At 65.7% G+C, this 22,055-nt stretch carries 20 protein-coding genes; 15 read left to right on the forward strand and 5 right to left on the reverse strand.

What is annotated here, in order from left to right; all coding sequences use genetic code 11:
- The first annotated feature begins 139 nt into the window (after positions 1–139).
- Together XH84_RS16635 and XH84_RS16640 are read left to right on the forward strand one after the other, a co-directional pair.
- Positions 140–1,645 carry an EAL domain-containing protein gene (locus XH84_RS16635; RefSeq protein WP_128921568.1) on the forward strand — a complete coding sequence of 502 codons (1,506 nt, stop codon included), beginning with the start codon at positions 140–142 and terminating at the stop codon, positions 1,643–1,645.
- Positions 1,646–1,660: 15 nt separating this feature from the next.
- On the forward strand, positions 1,661–2,515 hold the full coding sequence (locus tag XH84_RS16640; RefSeq protein WP_128921569.1) for a TIGR01459 family HAD-type hydrolase: 855 nt from the start codon (positions 1,661–1,663) through the stop codon (positions 2,513–2,515).
- A gap of 196 nt (positions 2,516–2,711) precedes the next feature.
- Here XH84_RS16640 and XH84_RS16645 read toward each other — a convergent pair whose 3' ends face one another.
- The gene (locus tag XH84_RS16645) at positions 2,712–3,107 is read right to left on the reverse strand and encodes a response regulator (RefSeq protein WP_008567674.1); all 396 of its coding nucleotides are present in this window, start codon (positions 3,105–3,107) and stop codon (positions 2,712–2,714) included.
- Between the two features lie 230 nt (positions 3,108–3,337).
- Between XH84_RS16645 and XH84_RS16650 the strand changes: the two genes are divergently transcribed.
- The 7 genes from XH84_RS16650 (at position 3,338) to arfB (ending at position 12,370) form a co-directional block, all read left to right on the forward strand.
- On the forward strand, positions 3,338–4,309 hold the full coding sequence (locus XH84_RS16650) for a bifunctional riboflavin kinase/FAD synthetase (RefSeq protein ID WP_128921570.1): 972 nt from the start codon (positions 3,338–3,340) through the stop codon (positions 4,307–4,309).
- Between the two features lie 207 nt (positions 4,310–4,516).
- Complete coding sequence (gene ileS / locus XH84_RS16655; protein ID WP_128921571.1) at positions 4,517–7,561, forward strand: isoleucine--tRNA ligase; 3,045 nt, start codon at positions 4,517–4,519, stop codon at positions 7,559–7,561.
- Positions 7,562–7,569: 8 nt separating this feature from the next.
- Positions 7,570–8,064, forward strand: a complete 495-nt coding sequence (gene lspA, locus XH84_RS16660) for a signal peptidase II (RefSeq protein ID WP_128921732.1) — start codon at positions 7,570–7,572, stop codon at positions 8,062–8,064.
- Between the two features lie 94 nt (positions 8,065–8,158).
- Positions 8,159–8,884 carry a hypothetical protein gene (locus XH84_RS16665; RefSeq protein ID WP_164936513.1) on the forward strand — a complete coding sequence of 242 codons (726 nt, stop codon included), beginning with the start codon at positions 8,159–8,161 and terminating at the stop codon, positions 8,882–8,884.
- A 191-nt stretch (positions 8,885–9,075) separates the two neighbouring features.
- A complete protein-coding gene (locus XH84_RS16670) occupies positions 9,076–10,470 on the forward strand; it encodes a M16 family metallopeptidase (RefSeq protein WP_430641905.1) in 1,395 nt (464 codons plus the stop codon).
- Complete coding sequence (locus tag XH84_RS16675; RefSeq protein ID WP_164936514.1) at positions 10,467–11,834, forward strand: M16 family metallopeptidase; 1,368 nt, start codon at positions 10,467–10,469, stop codon at positions 11,832–11,834. The genes XH84_RS16670 and XH84_RS16675 overlap by 4 nt, the downstream gene beginning before the upstream one ends.
- Positions 11,835–11,953: 119 nt before the next feature.
- Positions 11,954–12,370, forward strand: coding sequence for an alternative ribosome rescue aminoacyl-tRNA hydrolase ArfB (gene arfB / locus XH84_RS16680; RefSeq protein WP_128921574.1), 417 nt, complete (start codon positions 11,954–11,956; stop codon positions 12,368–12,370).
- Between the two features lie 55 nt (positions 12,371–12,425).
- Here arfB and XH84_RS16685 read toward each other — a convergent pair whose 3' ends face one another.
- The gene (locus tag XH84_RS16685) at positions 12,426–12,842 is read right to left on the reverse strand and encodes a hypothetical protein (protein ID WP_245471758.1); all 417 of its coding nucleotides are present in this window, start codon (positions 12,840–12,842) and stop codon (positions 12,426–12,428) included.
- A 200-nt stretch (positions 12,843–13,042) separates the two neighbouring features.
- Between XH84_RS16685 and XH84_RS16690 the strand changes: the two genes are divergently transcribed.
- The 4 genes from XH84_RS16690 to XH84_RS16705 are packed head-to-tail and all read left to right on the forward strand — an operon-like array spanning position 13,043 to position 16,001.
- Positions 13,043–13,429 carry a c-type cytochrome gene (locus XH84_RS16690; protein ID WP_128921735.1) on the forward strand — a complete coding sequence of 129 codons (387 nt, stop codon included), beginning with the start codon at positions 13,043–13,045 and terminating at the stop codon, positions 13,427–13,429.
- The gene (locus XH84_RS16695; RefSeq protein ID WP_128921575.1) at positions 13,430–13,825 is read left to right on the forward strand and encodes a VOC family protein; all 396 of its coding nucleotides are present in this window, start codon (positions 13,430–13,432) and stop codon (positions 13,823–13,825) included.
- A 28-nt stretch (positions 13,826–13,853) separates the two neighbouring features.
- Positions 13,854–14,402 (forward strand): gluconate 2-dehydrogenase subunit 3 family protein, encoded by a 549-nt coding sequence (locus XH84_RS16700; protein ID WP_128921576.1) that lies wholly within the window; start codon positions 13,854–13,856, stop codon positions 14,400–14,402.
- A gap of 30 nt (positions 14,403–14,432) precedes the next feature.
- A complete protein-coding gene (locus XH84_RS16705) occupies positions 14,433–16,001 on the forward strand; it encodes a GMC family oxidoreductase (protein ID WP_128921577.1) in 1,569 nt (522 codons plus the stop codon).
- A 209-nt stretch (positions 16,002–16,210) separates the two neighbouring features.
- Here XH84_RS16705 and XH84_RS16715 read toward each other — a convergent pair whose 3' ends face one another.
- Positions 16,211–16,528 (reverse strand): ribbon-helix-helix domain-containing protein, encoded by a 318-nt coding sequence (locus XH84_RS16715; RefSeq protein WP_128921578.1) that lies wholly within the window; start codon positions 16,526–16,528, stop codon positions 16,211–16,213.
- A 253-nt stretch (positions 16,529–16,781) separates the two neighbouring features.
- On the opposite strand from XH84_RS16715, the gene mutL reads away from it, so the two are divergent.
- A complete protein-coding gene (mutL, locus tag XH84_RS16720; protein WP_128921579.1) occupies positions 16,782–18,596 on the forward strand; it encodes a DNA mismatch repair endonuclease MutL in 1,815 nt (604 codons plus the stop codon).
- Positions 18,597–18,813: 217 nt separating this feature from the next.
- Here mutL and rsmD read toward each other — a convergent pair whose 3' ends face one another.
- Positions 18,814–19,371: a 16S rRNA (guanine(966)-N(2))-methyltransferase RsmD gene (gene rsmD / locus XH84_RS16725; protein WP_128921580.1), complete on the reverse strand. Its 558-nt coding sequence runs from the start codon at positions 19,369–19,371 to the stop codon at positions 18,814–18,816.
- A gap of 2 nt (positions 19,372–19,373) precedes the next feature.
- Complete coding sequence (locus XH84_RS16730; protein ID WP_164936515.1) at positions 19,374–21,380, reverse strand: pseudouridine synthase; 2,007 nt, start codon at positions 21,378–21,380, stop codon at positions 19,374–19,376.
- Between the two features lie 120 nt (positions 21,381–21,500).
- Here XH84_RS16730 and XH84_RS16735 point away from each other — a divergent pair, with 120 nt between their 5' ends.
- Positions 21,501–21,959 carry a nucleoside deaminase gene (locus XH84_RS16735; protein ID WP_011090228.1) on the forward strand — a complete coding sequence of 153 codons (459 nt, stop codon included), beginning with the start codon at positions 21,501–21,503 and terminating at the stop codon, positions 21,957–21,959.
- The last annotated feature ends 96 nt before the right edge of the window (positions 21,960–22,055 follow it).

A 22,055-nucleotide genomic window follows, 5' to 3' on the forward strand; every position in this document is an offset into this window, starting at 1 on the left:
GGCGCGCGGCCGCTATCCCCTCGAATCAACAATGATGTTAAGGTCATGCGGCTCGGGGGAGCATGAGGCGTGACGGGATGGTACAGCCTCCCGTGTTTTCCCGGGTGAGGCAGTCAGCTCTTGAGGCGTAACGCGCGGCATGATTCGCATTTCGACGATCTTCATCGCCATCTGCATGGTTCTGGTCGCGGCCTCGCTCGGGCTTGTCCTCTACGCCGTCGCGGGCATCAGCGGAACCGAATCCGCGATCGTGGCGCTGACCGCGCTGACCTTCCTGATCCTCTACAACGCCGTGTCGATGCGGCTGCGTGACCGCAGCGACGTCGGCGGCCAGATCGCCGATCTGTCGCGCGGCACTGCCGACCTCGCCCGCCAGGTGGCCGAGTTCGGCCGCCGGTTAGCTGCGATCGAGGGACGCATCGTCTCGTCCAATTCGACCAACTCCGACCGCATCCAGTCGGTGGTCGGCGAGATCAACGAGCTCGGCGGATTGGTCAAACAGCTCGCCACCACCGTGTCGGCCCATGAGGACATGCTGGCCGGCACCGCGCCGGCTCCCGCCCCGGTCGCCGGATCCGAGCCGGAGGCGCCGATCGATCTGGTTGCGCCGTTCGAGGAGCGGCCAGCCGCCCCTCCCTCGCTTCCCGCAGCACCTTCACCTCCGCCTTCACTGGCGCAGCCGCGACCGGCGCCGGCGGTCCGGGCCCCGACCAACAACCCGATCCAGACGGCCACTGGGCGCAACCAGACTCAATTGCTGGCGACGCTGCGCAACGCCATCGACGAGAATCGCATCGACATCTTTCTCCAGCCGATGGTGACGTTGCCGCAGCGCAAGGTGCGGTTCTACGAGGCGGTGACGCGCCTGCGCGACGAACGCGACCAGTTGGTCGCAGCCGAGGAGTTCATCAGCATCGCGGAGGCTTCCGGGCTAATCGGGCGCATCGACAACATGGTGATGCTGCGCTGCGTGCAGGTGCTGCGGCGCCTGATGGTGCGCAACAAGGACGTCGGCGTGTTCTGCAACGTCGCCGCTTCCACGCTCGGCAATTCCACCACCTTCGCACAATGCCTCGACTTCCTCGAAGCCAACCGGGCGCTGGCGCCCTCGCTGGTGCTGGAGTTCAAGCAATCGACGTTCCGCAATCTCGGCCCGGCCGAGACCGAGAATCTCGCAGCGCTCGCCCAGCGCGGCTTCCGCTTCTCGATGGACCACGTCACGGATCTGCGCATCGAGCCGCGCGAGCTGGCCGACCGCGGGGTGCGCTTCATCAAGGTGCCGGCCACGCTGCTGCTCGACCCCAGGCAGGCCTCGACCTCGGACATTCATCCGTCCGACCTCTCCGACCTGCTCGGCCGTTTCGGCATCGACCTGATCGCCGAAAGGATCGAAGGCGAACGCGCGGTCGTGGACCTGCTCGATTATGACGTGCGGTTCGGCCAGGGCTTCCTGTTCGCACCGCCCCGGCCATTGCGGCCGGAGGGAGCATCTGCTACCGGCGGGGCCTCGCCGAACCAGGCGCAGGACATTCAGGGATCCAATGGCTCCGCTCCCCCCAGCCAAGGCGCGACATCTGGCGCGACGTCAGCCGCTCCTGCGGCACAACGCATCACCGGCAACGCGGCGCTGGCGCGCCGCATCTGATCGGCCCCGCGCCTCATGACCACGCTACATTTCGCCGAAAGCCTGCGCGAGCTCGTGGGCGGTGTGGACGTCGTGCTCAGCGACATCTGGGGCGTCGTCCATAACGGCCTCGAATCCTTCCCCGAAGCCTGCGAAGCGTTGCACACCTATCGCAGCCAGGGCGGTACGGTGATCCTGATCACCAATGCACCGCGGCCGGCCGATTCCGTGCAGCGGCAATTGCGCAAGCTCGGCGTCGCTGACGAGACCTATGACGCCATCGTGTCTTCGGGCGACCTGACGCGGCTCTATGTCGCCGAGCATCCGGGCCGCAAGATGTTCTGGCTCGGCCCCGAGCGCGACAACTCGATCTATCGCGGCCTCGATGCGAAGACCGCGCCGCTGGAGGAAGCCGACTACATCGTCTGCACCGGCCTCTATGACGACGAGACCGAGACGGCGGAAGACTATCGCGGCATGATGCTGAAGGCGCGCGAGCGCAAGCTGACGCTGATCTGCGCCAACCCCGACATCGTGGTGGAACGCGGCGACCGGCTGATCTATTGCGCCGGCGCCATCGCGGAGCTCTATCGCGAACTCGGCGGCGAAGTGATCTTCTACGGCAAGCCGCACCGGCCGATCTACGAGCGCGCCATGGCGCTCGCCGGTGAACGCCAGGGCCACCCGATCGACCGGAAAAAGGTGCTGGCGATCGGCGATTCCGTCCGCACCGACTTAACCGGCGCGCGCGAATTCGGCATCGACTGCCTGTTCGTGACCCGCGGCATCCATGCCGAGGAGTTCGAAGGCCTCGACCAGCTCGACCCGGCATCGGTGATGGAATTGTTCGGCCACCCGCCGAAGGCGCTGATGCGCGAATTGAAGTGGTGACGGCTATTGAAGTGGTGACAGCTGCGGCTTGAAGGGATGTCGGCTTTAGGCGAATCTCTAAGCCCCAGACACCGTCATGGCCGGGCTTGACCCGGCCATCCACGTCTTCCTCTTTTGCAGCCAAAAACGTGGATGCCCGGGACAAGCCCGGGCATGACGTTCCAAACGGAAAATTGCTGTCCGGCGAACAGCGTCCTTACGCGCTCGCCATGTCCGGGAAGACCGCCTCGATCTTGGTCTTTAGCGTCGCCGCATTGAACGGCTTGACGATGTAGTTGTTCACGCCGGCCTTCTTGGCCGCGATCACGTTCTCGGTCTTGGATTCCGCCGTGATCATGATGAACGGCGTGGTGGCGAGGTTCGGATCCGCGCGCACTTCGCGCAAGAGGTCGTAACCCGTCATCGGCTCCATGTTCCAGTCGGAGATCACGAGCCCGTACTTCTTGCCGCGCATCTTGTTCAGCGCTGCCGAACCGTCGCTGGCATCATCGATGTTCTCGAAGCCAAGCTGCTTCAGCAGATTCCTGATGATACGGATCATGGTGCTGTAGTCGTCCACCACCAGAACCGGCATCGACAAATCAACCGCCATCTCGACTCCCCCAACGCATACCCAGGAATATTACGATCGGACCCGCCGGGCCGGAGCCCGCCTGTTCCAGATGCAAGGACTAGCACCAAGGCGTTAAACAGCGCGTTAATTGGAGGCACCCCGAAAGAACCGAAATTGCGTGGGATTCGGCCCGCCCCCCTTCCGCTTGACTTCATCGGGCCGGGCGCGCCACGGTCCCGGCCGGTCCCGCCGGTTCGAGAATTCCCCTGATGGCCCCGCATTTTAACGTTATCCGCGACACCACGCCGGTTTCCGCGATTCCAAGGGGCGCCGTGGTCGCCATGGGCAATTTCGACGGGGTTCATCTCGGTCACCGCGCCGTGATCGCCGCTGCCATGGAAATGGGCCGGGCGCATGGCCGCCCTGCGCTGGCGCTGACCTTCGAGCCGCATCCACGGCGGTTCTTCAGCCCCAACACTCCGCAATTCCGCCTGACGGACGAAAACGCCAAGCTGCGGCTTCTGGCCGGCACCGGGCTTGCCGGCGCCGTGGTCATGACCTTCGACAAGGCACGCGCCGGCACCACCGCGCAAGATTTCATTCACCATGACCTGATCGGCCGGCTCGGCGTCAGCGGAATCGCGGTGGGTTACGACTTCCATTTCGGCAAGGGCCGGGTCGGCTCGCCGAGCCTGCTGGTCAACGAGGCGCCCCGGCTCGGCATCGAGGTCGATGTGCAGCCGCATGTCGACATCGATGAGCGGCCGGTATCCTCCAGCGCCATCCGCATCGCCCTCGCCGAGGGCCAGCTCGACGAGGCCACCGCCATGCTGGGCGCGCCCTGGTTCGTCACCGGCGAGGTGATTCACGGCGAGAAGCGCGGCCGCGATCTCGGCTATCCCACCGCCAACATTCGCCTGGACGCCAATTGCGGCCTGAAGCACGGCATCTATGCGGTGCGGGTCGGCCGTGGCGCCGAGCGGCTGGACGGGGTGGCAAGCTTCGGGCGCCGCCCGACCTTCGATAACGGTGCCCCGCTCTTGGAAATCTTCCTGTTCGACTTCAAGGGCGACCTCTACGGGCAGGCGCTGGACTGCGCCTTCATCGGCTTCATCCGCGAGGAGCTGAAATTCGAGGGCATCGAAGCCCTGATCCGGCAGATGGACGACGATTCCACCCGTGCCCGCGCCATCCTGGCCGCCGCCCCGGACGCGTTTCCGCGGCTCGGCGCCCTCGATTGAGGCCTGAAACCGGCCTCCCCCGAACCTTTGCGCTTCCCTTGGCCCCCTGCTATGGAGAGCCCATGTTTGCGCGGCGCATCATAGGGATTAGCGGCCCGGCTTCCGCCTGAGCCCAAGGGCTCGGCGCAAGACCGGGATTTTGGTCGTTTCACCCCCGCGATTCCGCATCGCCATCCGTTCCCGCGCCATTCCGAGCCAGTCAGCCTCATGTCCGAAAAGCCGCAAAAGTCCCAAAAGTCTGAAGCGAAAGACTATTCGAAGACCCTGTTCCTGCCGCAGACCGAATTCCCGATGCGCGCCGGCCTGCCACAGCGCGAGCCGGAGATCCTCAAGCGCTGGTACGATATCGGCCTCTACGAGAAGCTGCGTGAGAGCGCGAAGGGCCGCGCCAAGTTCGTGCTGCATGACGGCCCGCCCTATGCCAACGGCAACATCCATATCGGCACGGCGCTGAACAAGATCCTCAAGGATCTCGTCACCAAGAGCCAGCAGATGCTCGGCTTCGATTCCAACTACGTGCCCGGCTGGGATTGCCACGGCCTGCCGATCGAGTGGAAGGTCGAGGAAGAGCACTATCGCAAGAAGGGCAAGCAGAAGCCCGACTTCCGCGACAGTGCTGCGATGATCGACTTCCGCCGGGAGTGCCGTGCCTACGCCACGCATTGGCTCGGCGTGCAACGCGAGGAGTTCAAGCGCCTCGGCGTCATCGGCGACTGGGATCATCCCTACGCCACCATGAGCTATCCGGCCGAAGCCCAGATCGCGCGTGAACTGATGAAGTTTGCCGCCAATGGCACGCTCTATCGCGGCTCCAAGCCGGTGATGTGGAGCGTGGTCGAGAAGACCGCGCTCGCCGAGGCCGAGGTGGAGTACGAGGATCACACCTCCGATACGGTGTGGGTGAAATTCCCGGTCACCTCGCCCGCGCACGGTGCACTCGCCTCAGCGAGCGTCGTGATCTGGACCACCACGCCCTGGACGCTGCCCGGCAACCGCGCCATCTCGTTCTCGCCGAAGATCGCCTACGGCCTGTACAAGGTGACGGACGCGCCCGCCGACAATTGGGCCAAGACCGGCGATCTCCTGATCCTGGCCGACGCGCTGGCTGACGAGGTCTTCAAGCAGGCGCGCGTGACAGCCTATGAGAAAGTGCGCGACGTCCCCGGCGACACCATGGACGCGATCGAATGCGCCCATCCGCTCAAGGGCCTCGCCGGCGGCTACGACTTTATCGTGCCGCTATTGCCCGGCGACCACGTCACCGATGACACCGGCACCGGCTTCGTGCACACCGCGCCCGGCCATGGCCGCGAGGACTTCGATGCCTGGATGGCGCAGGCGCGCGATCTCGATGCGCGCGGCATCAACACGGCGATCCCCTATACCGTCGACGAGAACGGCGCCTACACCGATCATGCGCCGGGCTTTGCCGGCAAGCGCGTCATCACCGACAAGGGCGAGAAGGGCGATGCCAACGAGGCCGTGATCAAGGCGCTCGTCGAAAGAGGCATGCTGCTCGCGCGCGGCCGGCTGAAGCATCAATATCCACACTCCTGGCGCTCCAAGAAGCCGGTGATCTTCCGCAATACGCCGCAATGGTTCATCGCAATGGATAAGCCTGTCGTGGACGCGCCGGGCAAGCCCGGCGCCATGGACCTTGCCCAGGGCGGCAAGGCGAAGAGCGGCGACACGCTGCGCGCCCGCGCGCTGCACGCGATCTCGGTGACGCAATGGGTGCCGCCGTCGGGCGAAAACCGCATCAACGGCATGATCGAGGCCCGGCCCGACTGGGTGATCTCGCGCCAGCGCGCCTGGGGCGTGCCGATCGCCGTGTTCGTGCGCGAGAAGGGCGACGGCTCCGCCGAGATCCTGCAGGACGAGGCGGTGAACACGCGCATCGGCGAGGCCTTCGAGAAGGAAGGCGCCGACGCGTGGTACGCGACAGGCGCGCGCGAGCGCTTCCTCGGGTCCCGTGCGAGCGAGGATTGGCAGAAGGTCGACGACATTCTCGACGTCTGGTTCGATTCCGGCTCGACCCACGCTTTCGTGCTCGAGGACCCCGTGCATTTCCCGGGCCTCGCCGGCATCAAGCGCAAGGTCGACGGCGGCACCGACACGGTGATGTATCTGGAAGGCTCGGACCAGCATCGCGGCTGGTTCCACTCCTCGCTGCTGGAAAGCTGCGGCACGCGCGGACGGGCGCCTTACGACATCGTGCTGACCCACGGCTTCACCCAGGCCGAGGACGGCCGCAAGATGTCGAAGTCGCTCGGCAACACCATCGAGCCGCAGGCCGTCATCAAGGAATCCGGTGCCGACATCCTCCGGCTCTGGGTCGCGTCCTGCGACTACACCGACGACCAGCGCATCGGTCCCGAGATCCTGAAGAACACGGTCGAGACCTACCGCAAGCTGCGCAACACCGTGCGCTGGATGCTCGGCACGCTGCATCATTACAAGCCGGCCGAGGCGGTCGCGCCCGCCGAGATGCCGGAGCTCGAACGGCTGATGCTGCACGAGCTCGCAATGCGCGCCGCCGCTATCGGCAAGGCCTATCGGGAGTTCGACTACAAGACCGTGGTCGCGACGCTCTCCGCCTTCCTCAACAGCGAGCTCTCGGCGTTCTATTTCGATATCCGCAAGGACACGCTGTATTGCGATCCGCCGTCCTCGCTGACGCGCAAGGCGGCGCTGACGACGATCGACCTGCTCTGCATCTCGGTCCTGAAATGGCTGGCGCCGATCCTCAGCTTCACCGCGGAAGAAGCCTGGCGCATGTACCGCCCCGGCGCCGAACCGTCGGTGCATCTGACGCTGTTCCCGACCGATCTCGAAGAATTCCGCGACGACAAGCTCGCCGCGAAATGGGAGACGATCCGCAACGTCCGCCGCGTCGTCACCGGCGCGCTCGAGCTCGAACGCGCCGCCAAGAACATCGGCTCGTCGCTGGAGGCCTCGCCGGTGATCTATGTCGCCGACCGCGAGATGCTGGCAACCTTGTTCGACATCGACCTGGCTGAAGTCTGCATCACCTCGAACTACGAGGTGCGTGAGGGCGAGGCGCCGGCGGGTGCGTTCCGTCTCGATGCGGTGGCCGGCGTCGCCGTCGTGGTGGAGAAGGCGGTCGGCACCAAGTGCGCCCGCTCCTGGAAGATCTCCCCGACGGTCGGCGAAGACGCCGAATACCCCGACGTCACCCCGCGCGACGCCAAGGCGTTGCGCGAATGGAAGGCGTTGGGCGTGGCGGTCTGATCCCCGGCATGCCCCCGCTTGGCGCCGGCATCCTCGCGGCTATTGTCACGCTCGTGGCCGACCAGGCCTCGAAGCTCTGGCTGCTGAACGGGTTCGACCTCGCCCGCCGCGGCGTCGTCAAGGTGACACCGTTCTTCGACCTGGTGCTGGCCTGGAATATCGGCATCAGCTTCGGCTGGCTCCAGAACGACAGCCAGGCGGCGCAACTCGCGCTGATGGCGGTCAAGGCCCTCGCCGTGGTCGCGCTGGCGATCTGGATGGCCCGTTCGCATACCCGGCTTGCCACGGTTGCGCTGGGCCTGATCATCGGCGGGGCGATCGGCAACGGCATCGACCGCCTGGCCTATGGCGCGGTGGTCGATTTCGCGCTGTTCCACATCGAGATCGGCGGAAATACCTATAACTGGTATGTGTTTAACCTCGCAGACGTGGCGATCGTTGCTGGGGTGGCGGGGCTATTGTATGATTCCTTCCTGGGGGTACCCGCCGCAAAAGCGCCCTGATCCCGGCCGATACGGACCGGCAGGCGGAACCCGTTTTGCGAGGGATTGGCCGCGTTTGAGCGGCAATCTGCCACAATATGGAACAGGTACGATAATGCGCAGCTCGAAGACCAGCGGTTCAATGGTTCGAGACCCCCGGTCGGGGTTCTGGCGGGCGTTGAAATTGTCCGCGGTCGCGCTCGGCATCGGTCTCGTCATGTCGGCCGGCGCGGCCCGCGCCGGTGACGACGACGATGAAGATGATGGCATGACCTTCGAAGAGAAGATCATCGACAATCTGATGTCCGGCATCGGCGCCAAGAGCATGGAGAAGAAAGGCATCGAATACCGCGAGCGCTCGCCGCTGGTCGTGCCGCCCAAGCTCGATCTGCCGCCGCCTGCGACCGAAGCCAAGGCTGCGCCCAACTGGCCCAAGGATCCCGAGGAAAAGCGCCGCAAGGAAGCCATCGCCGCGCGCAAGAAGGCCACCAAGGAAACCGAGAACTGGCAGGTCGCCCGCCCTCTGACGCCCGCCGAGATGAAGGCCGGCCAGGTCGCCGCGGCCCCCCGTACCAGCAATGATCCGATCCAGCCGGGCACCAACGCCAATCCGTCGCTCAGCCCCGCCGAGCTCGGCTTCTCCGGTGGTCTGTGGAACATGATGAAGGGCGGCAACGCCACCGAAGAGAAGAAGTTCACCAGCGAGCCGCCGCGCCAGTCGCTGGTCGAGCCGCCCGCGGGCTATCAGACGCCCTCGCCGAACTACGCCTATGGCGCCGGACCGGACAAGTCGCGCCGGACCTATTTCGACATCATGTCGGGCAAGGACAAGGAACAATAGCGTTCCTGTCCCACGGAAGCGGACCCGGCGGCGGCGCGTGTCATGCACGCCGGCCGGTAGTCCATAAATTGCCTATCAGTAACTTGCCACCGCGTTGAGTTCTCTGCTTCGTGACGCGAAGCCTCAGCCGCACGGTGTAGCATGCCGTGCCTCCGAGCCGGACATCCGGGCCTCGGCGTTTTAAAAGGATCATGATGTCCTCTTACCGATCGGCTGCCTGCCTCCTTGCCGGACTGCTTTCGACCAGTGTCCTGACGGCCGGCGCGGCCCTTGCCCAGACCACGGTCACGTCGGCACCGCCCGCCAGCTTCACGCTTCCCAACGGCATGCAGGTCGTGGTGATCCCCGATCACCGCACGCCCGTGGTCACGGAGATGATCTGGTACAAGGTCGGCTCGGCCGACGAGACGCCGGGCAAATCCGGGCTCGCGCACTTCCTCGAGCACCTGATGTTCAAGGGCACCTCGAAGCATCCCGTCGGCGAATTCTCCCAGACCGTGCTGCGCGTCGGCGGCAATGAGAACGCCTCGACCTCGGTCGACTACACCAATTACTACCAGCGCGTGCCGAAAGAGCAGCTGCCGACCATGATGGAGTTCGAGGCCGACCGCATGACCGGCCTGATCCTGAAGGACGAGAACGTGCTGCCCGAGCGCGACGTCGTGCTCGAAGAATACAACATGCGCGTCGCCAACAATCCGGACGCGCGGCTGAACGAGCAGATCATGGCCGCGCTCTATCTCAATCATCCCTACGGCCGGCCGGTGATCGGCTGGCATCAGGAGATCGAGAAGCTCGATCGCGAGGACGCGCTCGCCTTCTACCGCCGCTTCTATGCGCCGAACAACGCGATCCTGGTGATCGCCGGCGACGTCGAGGCCGCCGACATCCGCCCGCTGGTCGAGCGCAATTTCGGCTCGATCCCGGCGCAATCGGCGATCCCGGCGCGGCGGGTCCGTCCGCAGGAGCCGGAGCCCGCAGCACCGCGCACCGTCACGCTGGCCGACCCGCGCGTCGAGCAGCCGAGCATGCGCCGCTATTATCTCGTGCCCTCGGCGACCACCGCTGCGGCCGGCGAGAGCGCGGCCCTCGACGTGCTGGCGCAGCTGATGGGCAGCGGCAGCAATTCCTATCTCTACCGCGCGCTCGTCGTCGACAAGCCGCTCGCGGTGTCCGCCAATGCCAGCTATTCCAGCACCTCGCTCGACCCGACCCAGTTCGCGATCTCGGCCTCGCCGAAACCCGGCGTCAGCTTCGCTGAGGTCGAGCAGGCAGTCGATGGCGTCATCGCCAACGTCGCGCAGAACCCGATCCGCGCCGAGGATCTGGAACGCGTGAAGACCCAGCTCATCGCGGAAGCGATCTACGCCCAGGACAACCAGGCGGTGCTGGCACGCTGGTATGGCGGCGCGCTGACCACGGGGCTGTCGATCGAGGACATCAGGAGCTGGCCCGACCGCATCCGCGCGGTCACCGCCGAGCAGGTCCGTGCCGTTGCGCAGAAGTGGCTCGAGAAGAAGCGTTCGGTCACGGGCTATCTGATCAAGGACACCAGTGCCGCCAAGCGCGAGGAGAAGCGTTCGTGACCTATCCCTTCCTTCGACGCGTGGCATTCTCCTTTGTCGCCGGCGCCACGCTTTCCCTCGCCGCCATCTCGCCGTCGCTGGCCGCCGCAAAGATCCAGCGCCTGGTCTCGCCCGGCGGCATCGAAGCCTGGTTCGTGCAGGACGCGACCGTGCCGCTGATCGCCATGGAATATTCCTTTGCCGGCGGCTCAGCGCAGGATCCCAAGGACAAGTCGGGCGTCGCCAATCTGGTCGGCGACCTCCTCGACGAAGGCTCCGGCGATCTCGATTCCAAGACCTTCCACGAGCGGCTCGACCGCCGCGCCATCGAGCTTTCCTTCAGCGCGACCCGCGACACCTTCCGCGGCAGCCTGCGCATGCTGCGCGACAACAAGGATGAGGCCTTCGACCTCTTGCGGAGCGCGCTGACCTCGCCGCATTTCGACACCGCCGATGTCGAGCGCATTCGCTCGCAGGTCATCTCGGGCTTGCGCCGCGAGACCACCAATCCGACCTCGCTGGCGAGCCGCAAATTCCTGGAAGTCGCCTTCGGCGATCATCCCTACGGCCGGCAGACCAACGGCAATCTCGACAGCGTGCCGACCGTCACGGTCGCCGACCTGAAGGACTATGTCGGCCGCGTGATCGCCAAGGATGGGCTGAAGATCGCAGTCGTCGGCGACGTCGATCCGGCAACGCTCGGCAAGCTGCTCGACCACACCTTTGGCGCCCTGCCCGCCAAGGCCAACCTCACGCCGGTCCCTGACGTCGAGGCCGCAAAGCCGCCGCAACGCGCCTTCGTGACCCTCGACGTGCCGCAGACCGTGATCACCTTCGGCGGCCCCGGGGTGAAGCGCAACGATCCCAACTTCATGGCGGCCTATGTCGTCAACCACATCCTCGGCGGCGGCGGCTTGTCCTCGCGGCTCTATCGCGAGGTGCGCGAGAAGCGAGGCCTCGCCTATTCCGTGTTCGAATCGCTGCTCTGGATGGAGCGTTCGGCGGTGTTCATCGGCAATACCGGCACGCGTGCCGACCGCGCCGGCGACACCATCGATGCCATCGAGAAGGAAGTGCGCCGGATCGCCGAGGAAGGCCCGACGCAGAAGGAGCTCGACGAGGCCAAGTCCTACCTGAAGGGCTCGCAGATGCTGGCGCTCGACACCTCCTCCAAGCTGGCGCAGGCGCTGCTGCAGTACCAGCAGGACAAGCTGCCGATCGATTATATCGAGAGGCGCAACGCCATCGTCGACGCCGTGACGCTGGACGACGCCAAGGCAGCCGCCAAGCGGCTCTGGGGCCAGGGGCTGCTGACCGTCGTGGTCGGCCGCGCCCCGCAGGCCGCAGCACAACCGACCGCGGCTCCGGCGACGAAGTCGAACTGACTTCCCCCCTCACGTTTGCTGAAATGGCCGGGTCCGCCCCGGCCATTTGCGTTTCCACTAAGCACCATTGCCGAACCTGGACGTCCGCGATATGTCCGGACATCACGGATGGTGCCATCATGCTGCGGATATCCCGCGATCTCGTCATCGACGAGGACGACATCGAGATCGGTTTTGTCCGCGCCTCCGGCCCGGGCGGGCAGAACGTCAACAAGGTCGCGACTTCGGCCCAGCTTCGCTTCGACACGCGCAAGCTGACTTTGCCGGAGGACGCGGCCCTCCGGCTCGCCCGCATCGCCGGCCAGCGCATGACCAAGGACGGCGTGATCGTGATCCACGCCCAGCGCTTCCGCACCCAGGAGCGCAATCGACAGGACGCCATCGACCGGCTGGTCGAGATCCTGAGCGAAGCCATGATACGGCCGAAGCCGCGGCGCGCGACAAAGCCGACTTTCGGCTCTAAGCAGCGCCGGCTCGAGGGCAAGAAGCGCCGCAGCGACGTCAAGGCCGGCCGCGGCGGGCGCTTCGAGGACTAGCAGGCGCAGCCAATAAAACTCCGGCCGCCAAGCGGCCGAAGTTCTGCCGGCGGGACTAGTAACGCTTGGATGGAGCTGCACCGCCTGCCGTGGAATCGTCGGCAGTTCCCTTGTGCGTAGCGCTGCCCGTGGTGCCGACCGCGCCTTTGGTGCCTTTGGTTGACTTCATGCCGGTCTTCTCGCCCGCGGCGCCCGGCTGAGCATTCATCTCCTCATCGCCGCTGCCCATCGTGCTGCCTTGCATGGGTTTGCCTTGCACGGTGCCGCCTGGCTTTGCGGTGGGGGGCGCGCTTTGCGCAAGAACGGGCGTCGCAACGAGAGCCGAAAGAGCGCATGCGATCATCGAGGTCTTCACCAACTTCATCCATTTCTCCTGGATTTTTCCGCGGTGCATGGTTCGGCCGTTCCCGACGCCGCTCGTCTGCACCGGACCATTGCATCGCGTCGAGAGTTCGAACGGCGCGAACGCCATGCAATGCGCATCGTGTGGTGATCGTTTAGGGATTTGACGGCGGTTTCGCGGAATTGTGCTCCGCATATAAGGCAGCGTGGAACACCACGTACCACGAACATCTCCGCTCGTCGCAAAACAGCCCGCTACTACCACCGCCCATCTAACGCCGCCTAGAGTTTGCGCACTCTGGTGTTGATGTGGATGGGCGGCTCCTGACGATGCGCGGGATCGTGCTGGGATTGTGCACCGCGATGGTGCTGGTGGTGCGGATGGCAGACGCGCAAATGCCCTTGCCGGCCGCAAAGCCGCCGGATGGCGCGACACTCTTCAAGCAGCAATGCGCGGTGTGCCACACGTTGAGCCTGTCCGAACCGATGCGGCAAGGGCCGCCGCTGGTGAAGGTCATGGGACGTCCCGCCGGCAAGGCCGAAGGCTTCAAATACTCAGAGGCTCTGTCGAAGGCCGACTTCGCCTGGGACGATGGCAGGCTCGACGCCTGGCTGACCAATCCGCAGGCCGTCATTCCCGGCGTGGTCATGGCCCACCGGCAGGCCAAGGCGGAGACGCGCGCCGCCATCATCGCTTACCTGAAGGAGCAGAACTGAATGGCAAAGCCCGTTCATTCCATGATCCGCGTGCTCGACGAGGCACGTTCGCTCGACTTCTACAAGCGCGCCTTCGGCCTCGAGGTCGCCGACCACCTGAAGTTCTCGGACTTTGCCCTGATCTATCTGCGTCACCCCTCCTCACCGTTCGAGGTCGAGCTGACGGTGAATTTCGATCGCAAACAGCCATATGCGCTCGGCGACGGCTACGGCCATCTCGCCGTCGTGGTCGAGGATCTCGACGCCGAACATGCGCGCTTCGAGCGCGAGAAGCTCGAACCGGGGCCATTACGCGACTTCAAGCACGACGGCAGGACGCTGGCGCGCTTCTTCTTCGTCAGTGATCCCGATGGCTACAGGATCGAGGTGATCCAGCGGGGCGGACGTTTCAACTAACCAATCAAAAAATCCACGGAGGAATGCCATGCGAGAAGTCGATCGTCGAAGCAAGCACAGCCGCCGCGTCTTTCTCAAGGGCGCAGCCACGGCTGTACCAGTCGTCGCTGTCGCGACCAGCGCCGCCGTCAGGATCGAGGATGCCTGGGCCGAGGATGCCAGCGCACTCTCGCCTGCGACGATGAAGACACTGCTGAAGGTCGCGCGCGACATCTATCCGCACGATGTCCTCGGCGACAGCTATTACATCACCGCGATCAAGCCGTGGGATGGCAAGGCGGCCAAGGACCCGTCCGTCAAATCGCTGATCAGCGACGGCATCGCGCGGCTCGACCAGAACGCGCGGGACCGCCACAAGGTGGCCTATGCCGAGGTGCCCTGGGAAGCCGACCGCGTCGTGCTCTTGAAAGAGATCGAGGGAAGCGACTTCTTCCAGAAGGTGCGCGGCGACCTCATCGTCTCGCTCTACAACCAGAAAGAGGTCTGGCCGCGGTTCGGCTACGAGGGCTCTTCGGCCGAGCACGGCGGCTACATCAACCGTGGCTTCGCCGACATCGACTGGCTACCGAAGGCTTGAGACCCACCCCAACGGTTCAGGAGAACGCATATGGCAAAATTCGATCTGAACGACTCCAGCGTTGTGGTGATCGTCGGCTCCGGTGCCGGCGGCGGCACGCTGGGCAACGAGCTCGCGCAGAAGGGCGTCAAGGTGGTCATTCTCGAAGCAGGCCCCCGCATCGAGAACCACGACTTCGTCAACGACGAGTGGGAGAGCTTCTCGCAGCTCGCCTGGACCGATGCGCGCACCACGTCAGGGACATGGCGCGTCGCCAAGGATTTCTCCGGCCTTCCCGCCTGGATCGTCAAGGCGGTCGGCGGCTCGACGACCCATTGGGCCGGCGCGTCGCTGCGTTTCGACGAGCACGAGTTCAAGGTGAAGACCACCTATGGCAACATCCCCGGCGCCAATTTGCTCGACTGGCCGGTGACGCTCGCGGAGATGGAGCCGTGGTACGCCAAGGCCGAGGACAAGATGGGCGTGACCCGCACCAACGGCATTCCCGGACTTCCCGGCAACAACAATTTCAAGGTGCTCGAGGCCGGCGCCAAGAAGCTCGGCTACAAGACCGTGCACACCGGCAACATGGCGATCAACAGCCAACCGCGCGACGGACGCGGCGCCTGCCAGCAGATCGGCTTCTGCTTCCAGGGCTGCAAATCCGGCGCGAAATGGTCGACGCTCTATACCGAGATCCCCAAGGGCGAGGCGACCGGCAATCTCGAAGTGCGGCCGAGCAGCATGGCGATCAAGATCGAGCATGATGCCGGCGGCAAGGTGACCGGCGTCGTCTATGCCGACGCGAGCGGCGCAATGCAGCGCCAGAAGGCGCGCATCGTCGCGGTCGCCGGCAACTCGATCGAGAGCCCGCGGCTGCTGCTCAACAGCGCCTCGACCATGTTCCCCGACGGCCTCGCCAACTCCAGCGGCCAGGTCGGCCGCAACTACATGCGCCACATGACCGGCAGCGTCTACGCCGTGTTCGAGAAATCGGTGCACATGTATCGCGGCACCACCATGGCCGGCATCATCCGCGACGAGGCGGCCAACAACCCGAAGCGCGGCTTCGTCGGCGGCTACGAGATGGAGACGCTGTCGATCGGACTGCCGTTCATGGCGGCATTCCTCAATCCCGGCGCCTGGGGACGTCCGTTCACGTCAGCGCTCGACGGCTATCCCAGGATGGCCGGCATGTGGCTGGTCGGCGAGGACATGCCGCAGGAGACCAACCGCATCACGCTCGACCCGGTCGTGAAGGACAAGTTCGGCCAGCCGGTCGCGAGCGTGCATTTCGACGATCATCCCAACGACATCGCGATGCGCACCCACGCCTACAAGCAGGGTGCTGCGGTCTATGACGCCGTCGGCGCCACCGTGACTTATCCGACACCGCCCTATCCGAGCACGCACAATCTCGGCACCAACAGGATGAGCGAGAAGCCGCGCGACGGCGTCGTCAACAAGTTCGGCCAGAGCCACGACGTCAAGAACCTGTTCGTCTCAGACGGCAGCCAGTTCACCAGCGGCGCGGCCTGCAATCCGACGCTGACCATCGTCGCGCTGGCGATCAGGCAGGCGGACTACATTGCCGGGGCGATGCAGAAGAGGGAGATTTGACCTCACGTTTGCGATCGCGCCCGCCGGGACGGCATTGAGGAGGAATTGCCTATCCACACTCAGGGTGTCGTCCCGGCGAACGCCGGGACCCATAGCCACAGGGCCCAGTTTGGCGAAGATTGGTCGTTCGGTACGACTGCCTTCCGCAATCGATAGATCACGCGGTATGGGTCCCGGCGTTCGCCGGGCCGACATCGAGAGTGAAGCAACTACTCGGCCGCGTCGAGAATGGGCGCCACATTGGCCTTGAACTCCTGCGCTGACGCCGTCGACTTCGCGCGGTAGATCAAGCACGAGCAGCGCAGCAGCGAAGCAAAGTTGTTGACCTCACCGTGATGGTCGAGCACCTCGTTATAGAGCGTGGTCAGGAACTTGCCGAGGCTCATGCTCTCCCTGGCCGCGATCTCCTCCAGCGTGTCCCAGAACGCCATTTCCAGCCGGATCGAGGTGCAATGGCCGTCGATCCGCAAGGAGCGGGTCTGGGATTCGTAGTCGCGTTGGGGCTGATGCGCGAAGAGATGGCACATGGCGTCCTCCCGTCCTGTTGCCGTTTTTTCACAATGCTACACCGCTGCCCGGCGCCTCACAATCACGACCACAACGGGCGGGTGGCCCCACCAGCGCTGCGAAAATTTTCTCGAACGCTCAATGTCTTCAATGTGATAGGAAGCCTTTTTCCCCAGCCCACAACGCAGCTGTTGCTCAACACATGCTTTTGACGCAACAGGGCCTAGAATAGCGTCACCCACGAATCCCCGTTCGAGCCCCAAGATCGAGTTCATGCCCGTCCGCCAGCTTCCAGAGCAAGTCGTCAACCGCATCGCCGCCGGCGAGGTGGTCGAGCGGCCCGCGAGCGTGGTCAAGGAACTGGTCGAGAACGCGATCGATGCCGGCGCGAGCCGGATCGACGTCTTCACCGACGGCGGCGGTCGGCGGCGAATCGGCATCACCGATGACGGCGGCGGCATGACCGCGAAAGACCTCGCGCTCGCGGTCGAGCGCCATGCGACCTCCAAGCTCGACGACGAGGATCTGCTCCAGATCCGCACCCTCGGCTTCCGCGGTGAGGCGCTGCCCTCGATCGGCTCCGTCGCGCGGCTCTCCATCACCACACGCCATGCCAGCGAGCCGCATGCCTGGGCGCTGACCGTCGAGGGCGGCGCGAAGTCCGAGATCATGCCGGCGGCGCTGGCGCACGGCACCCGCGTCGAGGTTGGCGACCTCTTCTATGCGACGCCGGCGCGGCTGAAGTTCTTGAAGACCGATCGCACCGAAGCCGAGGCGATCCGCGAGGTGGTGCGCCGCCTCGCCATGGCGCGGCCCGATATTGCCTTCACGCTGGCGGGCGAGGAGCGCGCGCCGGTGACCTGGGCCGCGGCGCTGCCCGGCGCTGCTGGACGGCTGACCCGCCTCGGCGACATCCTGGGCGCCGAGTTTCGCAGCCACGCCATCGAGGTTCATTCCGAGCGCGAGGGTGTCGTCGTCGCCGGCTATGCCGCAGCGCCCGCGCTCACCAAGGCCAATGCGCTCGGGCAATATCTCTTCGTCAACGGCCGCCCGGTGCGCGACAAGCTGATCCTCGGCGCGGTGCGCGCCGCCTATTCCGACTATCTGCCGCGTGACCGCCATCCGGTGCTGGCGCTGTTCGTCACGCTCGATCCGCGCGAGGTCGACGCCAACGTGCATCCCGCCAAGACCGAGGTGCGGTTCCGCAATGCCGGTCTCGTCCGCGCGCTGATCGTGCACGGATTGAAGGAAGCGCTGGCGCGCGAGGGCCGTCGCACCGCCGCCAACAGCGGCGAGAGCGCCTTGTCTTCGTTCCGGCCCGCCTTCATGCCGCAACGTCCGGCGAGCTGGGACTGGCGGGCCTCGCCCGCCGCCCCCGTCGCGCCGATGCCGTCATTCGAGGGCGCCGCCGCGCCCGCGTTCGCGGAGCGCGCACAGGCCGCATTCGACGTCGGTGCGCCCAGCGCGGACGTGCGGATCGAGACCCAGCCAGCAGGCGATCTCGTCGACCGCCCGCTCGGCGCGGCGCGCACCCAGATCCACGAGACCTATATCGTCTCGCAGACCCGTCACGGCCTCATCATCGTCGACCAGCACGCCGCGCATGAGCGCATCGTCTACGAGCGGTTGAAGGCCTCGCTGGCCGCGAACGGCGTGCAGCGGCAGATCCTCCTCATTCCCGAGATCGTCGAGATGGACGAGGCGACGGTCGAGCGCCTCCTGGAGCGCAGTGAGGAGCTCGCCTCGTTCGGCCTCGCCATCGAATCCTTCGGCCCCGGCGCAGTCGCGGTGCGCGAGACGCCCTCGCTGCTCGGCAAGACCAATGCGGGCGGCCTCTTGCGCGATCTCTCGGAGCACATGGCCGAATGGGACGAGGCGCTTCCTCTCGAACGCCGCCTGATGCACGTCGCGGCCACCATGGCCTGCCACGGCTCGGTGCGCGCCGGCCGAAGGCTGCGGCCCGAGGAAATGAACGCCCTGCTCCGCGAGATGGAGGAGACGCCCAACTCCGGCCAGTGCAATCACGGCCGGCCGACCTATGTGGAGCTGAAGCTGAGCGATGTGGAGAAGCTGTTCGGGCGAAGGTGACCCGAAGCTCTCGTAGGGTGGGCAAAGGTGCAAAGCGCCGTGCCCACGATCTTTCCATGATTACGATAGAAGCGGTGGGCACGGCGCGCGAAGAGCGCGCCTTTGCCCACCCTACGGCAGCGAGACTGTTCGGCCAGCGATGAGCTTCGTAGGGCGGGTTAGCGCAGCGTAACCCGCCTCTTCTGCGTCTGCCGAGACGATGGCGGATTACGCTGCGCTAATCCGCCCTACGCAAAAACACGAATTCCGTGTCGTCATAAGCCCGCCGCTCTAGTTCTTCGTAGCCGTCCGGCGTCACGAACTGCGCGGCTTTCGCTTCCTCCACCACCAGCAGCGCGCCCGGCGTCAGCCAGCCGCCGTCGCGCAAGGACGCGAGCGCCTTCTCCGCAAAGCCCTTGCCATAGGGCGGATCGAGGAACACCAGCGAGAACGGCTCGACGGGATGCGCAGGCCCGAGATCGGTCGCGTCGCGCCGATAGACCTTGGTGACGCCACCCAGGCCCAGCGACTCGACATTGTTGCGCAGCAGAGCCCGCGCTTCCGCGCCATTGTCGACGAACAGCGTGAACTTCGCGCCGCGTGACGAGGCCTCGATGCCGAGCGCGCCGGTGCCGGCGAAGAGATCGAGCACGCGCGCATCGGCAATCGGATCGTCATAGGCATGCACGAGGATGTTGAACACGGACTCGCGCAAGCGGTCCGCCGTCGGGCGGATGTCGCGCGAGGACGGCGAGGCGAGATTGCGCCCCTTCAAGCGACCGCCGACGACGCGCAACGCTAGTCCTCCCGCGGCGTCAGATCGCGCTTGCCGTGATAGCCGCGCTTGGGACGGCGCGGCGGGCCGTAGCCGCTGGCCTCTTCCTCGTTGCGCTCGCGCGCCTCCTCGCTCCCGGTGCGCTGCACCAGCACGCGGCGGCCCTTGCGGTCGTTGATCACGGCACGCTTGCTAACGGGCTTCGTCTCGCGCGGTGCATCGTCATCTCGCGCTGCCGGCTTCGCAGGCACGTCGAACTGCGCCCCCGACTTCTCGATCACCTTATCGCCGAGCTGCTCGCGCAGCACCCGCGACTTGATCTCCTCGACCTGGCCTTCAGGAACCTCGCCGAGCTGGAACGGGCCATAGGAGACGCGGATCAGCCGGTTCACCTCGAGCCCGAGATGGGCGCAGACGTTGCGCACCTCGCGGTTCTTGCCCTCGCGGATCGCGAACACCAGCCAGACATTGGCGCCCTGATCGCGCTCCAGCGTCGCATCGATCGGACCGTATTTGACGCCCTCGATCTCGATGCCATTCTTGAGCTCGTCGAGCTGCGCCTGGGTAACGTCGCCATGGGCGCGAACGCGGTAGCGGCGCAGCCAGCCGGTATCCGGCAGCTCGAGCGTGCGCGCAAGCCCGCCGTCATTGGTGAGCAGCAAGAGGCCTTCGGTATTGAAATCGAGCCGGCCGACACTGATCAGCCGCGGCAGGCCTTCCGGCAGATTGTCGAACACGGTCGGACGCCCCTCGGGGTCGTCATGCGTGGTCATCAGTCCGCGCGGCTTGTGATAGAGGAACAGCCGCGTGCGCTCGCGCTCCGGCAACGGTTTGCCGTCGACCATGACGACGTCGTTCTTCGTGATGTCCAGCGCGGGCGAGTTGATCACCCGGCCGTTGACCGTGACGCGGCCCTGCGTGACCATCTCCTCGGCGTCGCGGCGCGAAGCCAGGCCCGCGCGCGCCAGCACTTTGGCGATGCGCTCGCCGGCCTTCTTCGGCTTCGGCTCTTCTTCGCGGCGCGGCCGCCGGTCGAAATCCCGATCGCGCTCGCGATAGGCACCACGACCGCCGAAGGCGGGACGTTTCTCGAAGATCCTGCTGTCGTCCTCGTTTTCACGGCGCGGCCGATCGCCGAAACGGCCTTCGCTGCGCGGATGCTCGTGCCAATCGGAACGGCCTTCCGACCGCTCGCGCGGCCGATCGAATTTTGGACGATCCTCGCGCGGCCGATCGAATTTGGGCCGCTCACGGAACGGGCGATCCCCCGATGCGCGATCGTCGCGTGAGCGCGAGAACCGCGGACGGTCCTCGCCGCCTTGCCGATCATCGCGCTTCTGCCAGGGCTTGTCCTCGCCGCGGTCGCGGCCACCGAAATCCTTGCGCGGACCTTTGCCAAAATCCTTGCGCGGCGGCCGATCGCCGCGCGGAGCCGCGTCGCGCTTCTGCCAGGGCTTCGAATCGCCACGCTCGCCACGATCTCCGCCGCGCGAAAACTTCCGCTCGCCTTCGAACGGGCGCTCCGGACGGTCGCCGCGCGGCGAATACGGCCGCTTGTCGCCGAACTTCTTGTCGCCGAACCGTCCGGCGGGACGGGACTCGTCGCGATCGCGGCTGCGCGGCGGACGGTCGTCACGGCCATAGGACGGCCGGTCACCGCGCGGCTTGAATGCGCGCTTCTCACCGTCGCGCGATCCACGATCGGAAAATGGACGGTCGCCACGCGGCTTGAAGCTGCGCTCGCCGCGGCCTTCATTGCTGCGATCGTCGCGCTTGAAGCGCGGACGGTCGGAAAAATCGCGGCGCGGGGCATCGCCCTCCTCGCGGCGCCGGAACGGACGGCTGTCGCGATCGCCACGGGGCGGGCGGCTGTCACGGTCCCCCCTTCCCTCGCTCTTGCCCTCAAAACCGCGCTTGGCGAACTTCTTCTCGGGACCGCGCGCCTTGCCGCTACGGCCGCCCTTCGCCGGTCCCTTGGCCGGGCCTCGCCGGCCGCGGGAATCGTTGTCTTTGTCGCTGTCGCGAGGCATGGATAATCTCACTCAAGGGGGTGGCCGTTGAGCATTGTGCGCGCTCGTTCCGAGCCGCATGCTCAGGCAAAACCGGTAAGCACTTCTGCTGAAGGCGCAGCTACTAGCAGGTTTCTGGCGATGATACGAGGCTTGAAAGCCCCCTCTTTCATGGATTTGGCGCTCAAAACGGCCGAAAATGCCGGAAAGGCGGGCGAAGTTCCGATCGGCTGCGTGGTGGTCCGCAATTACGAGGTCATCGCCACCGCGGCGAACCGGACGCTGACCGACTACGACCCGACGGCCCATGCCGAAATCGTCGCGCTGCGCGAAGCCGCAAAGAAGATCGGCAGCGAGCGCCTCGTCGACTGCGACCTCTACGTGACGCTGGAGCCCTGCACCATGTGTGCGGGCGCGATCTCGTTTGCAAGGGTGAGGCGGCTCTATTACGGCGCCGCCGACCCCAAGGGCGGCGCGGTCGAATCCGGCGTCCGGTTCTTTGCCTCGCCGACCTGCCACCACGCGCCGGACGTCTATTCCGGCGTCGGCGAGAGCGAGGCGGCGCGGCTGCTCAAGGAGTTCTTCCGGGAGCGACGGTAGGGCTACACACTCCACCGTCATGCCCCGCCTTGACCGGGGCATCCAGTACGCCGCGGCCTATCGATCAATCACTGCCGTCACGGAGTACTGGATCGC

The sequence above is a fragment of the Bradyrhizobium nanningense genome, from assembly GCF_004114535.1.
GTDB lineage: Bacteria > Pseudomonadota > Alphaproteobacteria > Rhizobiales > Xanthobacteraceae > Bradyrhizobium > Bradyrhizobium nanningense.